The 5,760-nt window shown below is 71.2% G+C and carries 4 protein-coding genes; 2 read left to right on the top strand and 2 right to left on the bottom strand.

The features are described from left to right. Window positions 1-103: 103 nt before the first annotated feature. The gene (locus tag ABT300_RS40545) at window positions 104-1,369 is read right to left on the bottom strand and encodes a YncE family protein (RefSeq protein WP_351687159.1); all 1,266 of its coding nucleotides are present in this window, start codon (window positions 1,367-1,369) and stop codon (window positions 104-106) included. 191 nt (window positions 1,370-1,560) lie between these two features. On the opposite strand from ABT300_RS40545, the gene ABT300_RS40550 reads away from it, so the two are divergent. Beyond that, on the top strand, window positions 1,561-2,238 hold the full coding sequence (locus ABT300_RS40550; RefSeq protein ID WP_351687162.1) for a TetR/AcrR family transcriptional regulator: 678 nt from the start codon (window positions 1,561-1,563) through the stop codon (window positions 2,236-2,238). A 62-nt stretch (window positions 2,239-2,300) separates the two neighbouring features. On the opposite strand, the gene ABT300_RS40555 is transcribed toward ABT300_RS40550, so the two are convergent. After that, window positions 2,301-3,527, bottom strand: coding sequence for a glycosyltransferase (locus ABT300_RS40555; protein WP_351687168.1), 1,227 nt, complete (start codon window positions 3,525-3,527; stop codon window positions 2,301-2,303). Window positions 3,528-3,746: 219 nt separating this feature from the next. On the opposite strand from ABT300_RS40555, the gene ABT300_RS40560 reads away from it, so the two are divergent. Then, window positions 3,747-5,705, top strand: a complete 1,959-nt coding sequence (locus ABT300_RS40560; protein ID WP_351687165.1) for an RICIN domain-containing protein — start codon at window positions 3,747-3,749, stop codon at window positions 5,703-5,705. Window positions 5,706-5,760: the final 55 nt, after the last annotated feature.

Below are 5,760 nucleotides of genomic sequence, written 5' to 3' on the forward strand. Positions count from 1 at the left end.
ACACGACCCATTTCCCATCTCCAGACGGCGGGGTGCGCGCACCGCGACTAGTATGGGGTGGGGGGCGGTCACCGCCACCCACCCCTTCGTCGTGGGGCCGCCGTCAGCTGCCGGCGCCGGTCCAGCCCGCCGCCACATGGCCGAGCCGGACCCGCTGCGGATGGTCGCCCACGGGAACCGACACGACCTTCTGCCCGGTGGCGAAGTCGATCGCGGTCACCTGGTCGGCGCCGCTCTCGGAGATGACGCAGTCCTTGCCGTCGCCGCTGACCGTGGCCCAGTAGGGCTTCGAGGCGGTGACCAGCGGGCCCTCCTCGAGGGTCGCGCGGTTGACGACCGTCGCGTAGTCGTCCATCGTGCCCGCCACGCACAGCTTGCTGCCGTCCGGACTCATCGACAGGCCGTGGTGGCGCGAGTCGTTGACGTAGGTGGTGCGGTCGTCGCTGGTCGCGGGGTTCTTCGGCAGGGTCTTCGTCCGGGTGATCTTGTCCGTGGCGAGGTCGTACTCGAAGAAGCCGTTGAAGAACGAGACCTGGAAGTACAGCTTGGACTCGTCCGGGGAGAACACCGCGGGGCGCACGGCGTCCGAGAAGTCCTTGAGACCGATCGCGTCCAGCCGCTGCCGCATGTCGATGATCTTGACCTGCTGGTAGGTGTTGGCGTCGACGACGGTGATGCGCCGGTCGCCCTTCGTGAAGTCCTGCCACGGCGCGTCCTGGGACGTGTTCACGTCACCGATCGCCATGTTGTAGATGTACTTGCCGTCCTTGGTGAAGATGTTCTCGTGCGGCTTGTCGCCGGTCTTGAACGAGCCCACCTGCTTGCCGGTGACGATGTCCAGCACGTGCACGGTGTTCGAGATCGACGCGGAGACCGCGACCCGCTTGCCGTCGGGGGAGACGGCCATGTGGTCGGAGCGGTAACCCGACACCGGGAACCGCCAGTTGATCTTCCCGGTGGCCAGGTCGATGGAGACGACGTCGGCGAAGCTCGGCCGGGAGACCACCACGGACGCGCCGTCCGGCGTGGTGTACATGTCGTCGACGAACTGGTCGTGCCCCTCGCCGACGCCGTTGCGGATGGCCATGAAGTAGATCCACTTGATCAGGTCGCCGTTGATCTCCTTCATCCGGGCGTCCTTGTCGGGGATCACGTTGATCCGGCCGATCTTCGCGAAGTCGCCGCTGGACTTGATGACGTCCGCGGTGCCCTCCCAGTTGTTGCCCACGAAGAGCACCTCGCGCAGCGCGGCGGCTGTGGAGGAGTCCGAGGCCGCCGGGGCGGCGGCCGCGAAGGCAGCGGGAGCGGTGACGGTGAGGGCGACGGCGGCGGCGATGGAGCAAAGGTGCCTGGATCTGAAGGCAGCCATGACTGCTCTCTCCTCTGGGGGGGCGGAAGGTCAGGGGCAGGGGTGTGAAGGCGGGGGAGACCCCGCCGAAATCTGAACACGGGCCCGTTCAGAATGTTCTTACTGGAAAGTAAGGAAGGGGTGCCCTTCGCCACAAGACTCGTACACGACAAAATTGACGGTGGAGCGACACCGAGCGACGAGGGAGGATCATGACGGGCAGACTCAAGGCGCCGACCGGCCGCTACGGCGGCAAGTCCGCCGAGCAGCGGCAGGCCGAGCGACGCGGCAGGTTCCTGGACGCGGCGCTGCGGTCGTTCGGGGGCGCGCCCGGCTACCGGGGCACCACCGTCGCCTCGCTCAGCGAGGCGGCCGGTCTGTCGACCCGCCAGTTCTACGAGGAGTTCCGCACCCTCGAGGACGTCCTGGCGGAGCTGCACCTCCAGGTGAACGCCTGGGCCGAGGAGGCGGTCATGGCCGCCGCCGTCGCCGCCGAGGGCAAGTCGCTCGCCGAACGCGCCACCGCGATCTTCCGCGCCTACGCCGCCAACGTCACCTCCGACCCCTGCCGCATCCGGATCACCTTCGTCGAGATCGTCGGCGTCAGCCCCCGGCTGGACGAGCAGCGACTGGCCCGCCGGGCCCGCTGGATCGACCTGATCTGCGCCGAGGCGACCGCGGCCGCCGCCCGCGGCGAGGGGGCCCCGCGCGACTACCGTCTCGCGGCCACGGCCTTCATCGGCAGCGTCAACGGCCTTCTGCACGACTGGAGCGCGGGCTGGGTGGACGCGACCCTGGACGAGGTGGTCGACGAGCTGGTCCGCCAACTGCTGGCCATGCTGCGGCCTGCGGAATGGGAGCCCGGGGGCGGCCCGAGGGACGAGCGGTAGGCGGAGCGGCAGGCGAGCGCACCCGATCCGGCCGGCGAGCGCACCCGATCCGGCCGGCGTCTTCAGCCCAGGCGCGCGACCGCCTCCACCACCCGCCCCACGCCGTCCTCACCGCGCACCCGCGCCCCGAGCAGCGCCGCCCGGCGGGCGTATCCGGGTTCGCGGGTGACCCGCACGAGAGCCGCCGTCAGCGCGTCGGCGGTCAGTCGGCGCAGGGGGACCGTGCCCGGGGCCACCCCCAGCGCGACGAGCCGCTCGCCCCAGAACCCCCCGTCGAACTGGATCGGCACCGGCACGGCCGGCACGCCCGCCCGTACGCCTGCCGCCGTCGTGCCCGCACCGCAGTGATGGACCACCGCGGCCATCTCGGGGAAGAGAGTCGAGTGCGGCGCCTCGTCGACCGTCACCATGTCGTCGCCGTCGGCCGTCAGGCCCGCCCAGCCGCGCTGGATCACCCCGCGCAGCCCCGCCCGCCGCAGCGCCGCGACGATCTCGGCGCCGAGCCGCCGGGGATCGGGCACCGTCGCGCTGCCCAGCCCGACGAACACCGGCGGCGGCCCCTCGTCCAGGAACTCCCGCAGCCGGGCCGGCAGTCGGGCGTCGCGGTCGTGCGGCCACCAGTAGCCGGCCACGTCCAGCTCCGCGCGCCAGTCCCGGGGCCGCGGCACCACCAGCGGGCTGAAGCCGTGCAGGACCGGCCAGCCGTGCCGCCGCCTGCGAGGAGCGAGGACTCCGCGGCGGACGGCGGGCAGCCCCAGCCGGGCGCGCACCACGGGCAGCACCGGGGTGAAGATCTGCTCGACGGCCGCCTCGACGCCGTGCCCGGCGAGCCGGTTGCCGGCCGCTCCGAAGGAGCCGCCGCCCAGCATCGGCGGGGCGAACTCGCGGGTGGGGGCGACGGGTTGGAGGTAGAGCCCGAGGCTCGGCAGGGACAGTCCCTCGGCGATCGTGTGGCCGAGGGGCGCGACCGAGGCCGAGAGCAGCAGCGCGTCGGCCTCGCGGGCGGCGGCCAGCAGATCGTCAGCGATCCGCCCGGCCAGCGTCCGCGCCATCCGGGTCACCCGCAGCAGCTTGCCCGGCCCGGTGGCGCTGCGGTGCAGCCCGCGGCCCCGCTCGGACTCCAGCTCGGCCCGCGGGTCCAACGGCAGCGCGTGGAAGCCGACGTCCGAGCCCGCCACCAGCGGCGCGAAGCGCGCATGGGTGACCAGGGTGACCTGGTGTCCGGCCCGCGCGAGCGCCTGACCCACACCCGTGAAGGGGGCCACATCGCCCCGGGAACCCGCCGTCATGATCGCCACTCGCACGCCCGACAGTATGGCGGCGGGCGGGCCCCGGGTGAAGAACGCCGCGCAGACGGCCTGTTGGACTTTGGGAACGGTCACAATTCTTCTGTCGCAAGCGTTGACTTCACCTGTCGGCGGCTCTAGTTTTTCGGCGCATCACGTTCGGTTCGCCGAATCTCGTTCGATATATCGAAGTGCGCTGACCCCGAAGCTGGAGCCGCCCGTATGTTTCCCCCACTCCCCGCGCCCCTCGTCCGGCATGGGAGATCCGCCGCCGCACGGGTGCTCGCCCTGCTGCTGACGGTCGCCGCCGCCCTGGTGTTCGTCCAGCCCGGCACGGCCCGGGCCGCGACCTCGCGCCAGATCGCCGTGCCGGCCGCCCCGATGGGCTGGGCCTCCTGGAACAGCTTCGCGGCCAAGATCGACTACAACGTCATCAAGCAGCAGGTCGACGCGTTCGTCGCCGCGGGCCTGCCGGCGGCCGGATACCGGTACATCAACATCGACGAGGGCTGGTGGCAGGGCACCCGTGACAGCGCGGGCAACATCACCGTGGACGAGTCGGAGTGGCCCGGCGGCATGAAGGCCATCGCCGACTACATCCACGGCAAGGGCCTCAAGGCCGGCATCTACACCGACGCCGGCCGGGACGGCTGCGGCTACTACTTCCCGACCGGCCGCCCCGCCGCCCCGGGCAGCGGCAGCGAGGGCCACTACGACCAGGACATGCTCCAGTTCTCCACGTGGGGCTTCGACTTCGTGAAGGTCGACTGGTGCGGCGGCGACAAGGAGGGCCTCGACGCGAAGACGACGTACCAGGCCATCAGCGACGCCATCGCGAAGGCCACGGCGACGACCGGCCGGCCGATGACCCTGTCCCTGTGCAACTGGGGCCGGCAGAACCCGTGGAACTGGGCGCCGGGCCAGGGCGCGATGTGGCGGACCAACGACGACATCATCCTGTTCGGCAACAAGCCGTCCATGACCAACCTGCTGACCAACTACGACCGCAACGTGCATCCCACGGCCCAGCACACCGGCTACTACAACGACGCGGACATGCTGATGGTCGGCATGGACGGCTTCACCGCCGCCCAGAACCGCACTCACATGAACCTGTGGGCCGTCTCCGGCGCGCCGCTCCTCGCCGGCAACAACCTGGCCACGATGACGACGGAGACGGCGAACATCCTCAAGAACCCGGAGGTCGTCGCCGTCGACCAGGACGCGCGAGGCCTGCAGGGCGTCAAGGTCGCCGAGGACAGCACAGGGCTGCAGGTGTACGGCAAGGTCCTCGCGGGCAGCGGCAGGCGCGCCGTCGTCCTGCTCAACCGGACCTCCGCCGCCGCGAACATCACCGCCCGCTGGGCCGACCTCGGCCTGACCGGCGCGTCCGCGACCGTGCGCGACCCGTGGGCGCGCGCCGACCTCGGCGCCTTCGCCACCGGCTACACGGCGAACGTCCCGGCGGGCGGCTCGGTCATGGTCACCGTCAGCGGCGGCGCCGAGGCGGCGGGCACGGCGTACACCGGCACGTCGAGCTTCTCCGGCGTGACCGCCGGCGACACCGGCCTGAAGGTCGTCGACGTCGCCTACACCAACACCGCCGCGACCGCCCGCACCGCGACCCTCAAGGTCAACGGGCAGACCCCGACGACCGTCTCCTTCCCGCCGACGGGTTCCACGCAGGGCACGATCACCCTCCAGGTCGCCCTGTCGAAGGGCTCCGCCAACACGCTCGCCTTCACCGGCGCCCCGACCCTCGCCGACATCACCGTCAGGCCCCTGCCCGGCGCGAACGGCAGCCTCGTCGTCGGCAAGCAGTCCGGCCGCTGCCTCGACATGTTCGACAGCACCATCGCCAACGGGACGCAGGCGGAGCTCTGGGACTGCAACGGCGGCTCCAACCAGGCCTGGACGTACACCTCCCGCAAGGAACTCGTGGTGTACGGCAACAAGTGCCTGGACGCCTACGACCACGGCACCGCCAACGGCACCAAGGTCGTGATCTGGGACTGCACCGGCCAGAACAACCAGAAGTGGAACGTCAACGCCGACGGCACGATCACCAACGTCAACGCGGGTCTGTGCCTCGACGCGTACGGAGCGGCCACGGCCAACCGCACCCCGATCGTGCTGTGGACGTGCGGCGGCGCCGACAACCAGAAGTGGACCCTGAACTGAGGTGACGGGCCGGGGGGCCCGACGCGACGTCAGGGACGTCACGCCCCCGCATCCG

This window comes from Streptomyces sp. NPDC001027 (assembly GCF_040299045.1).
Lineage (GTDB): Bacteria > Actinomycetota > Actinomycetes > Streptomycetales > Streptomycetaceae > Streptomyces.

Excerpts from the sequence above, each read along its gene's own strand:
- ABT300_RS40545 (WP_351687159.1), bottom strand. The coding sequence starts at position 1,369 with ATGGCTGCCTTCAGATCCAGGCACCTTTGCTCCATCGCCGCCGCCGTC.
- ABT300_RS40550 (WP_351687162.1), top strand. The coding sequence starts at position 1,561 with ATGACGGGCAGACTCAAGGCGCCGACCGGCCGCTACGGCGGCAAGTCC.
- ABT300_RS40555 (WP_351687168.1), bottom strand. The coding sequence starts at position 3,527 with ATGACGGCGGGTTCCCGGGGCGATGTGGCCCCCTTCACGGGTGTGGGT.
- ABT300_RS40560 (WP_351687165.1), top strand. The coding sequence starts at position 3,747 with ATGTTTCCCCCACTCCCCGCGCCCCTCGTCCGGCATGGGAGATCCGCC.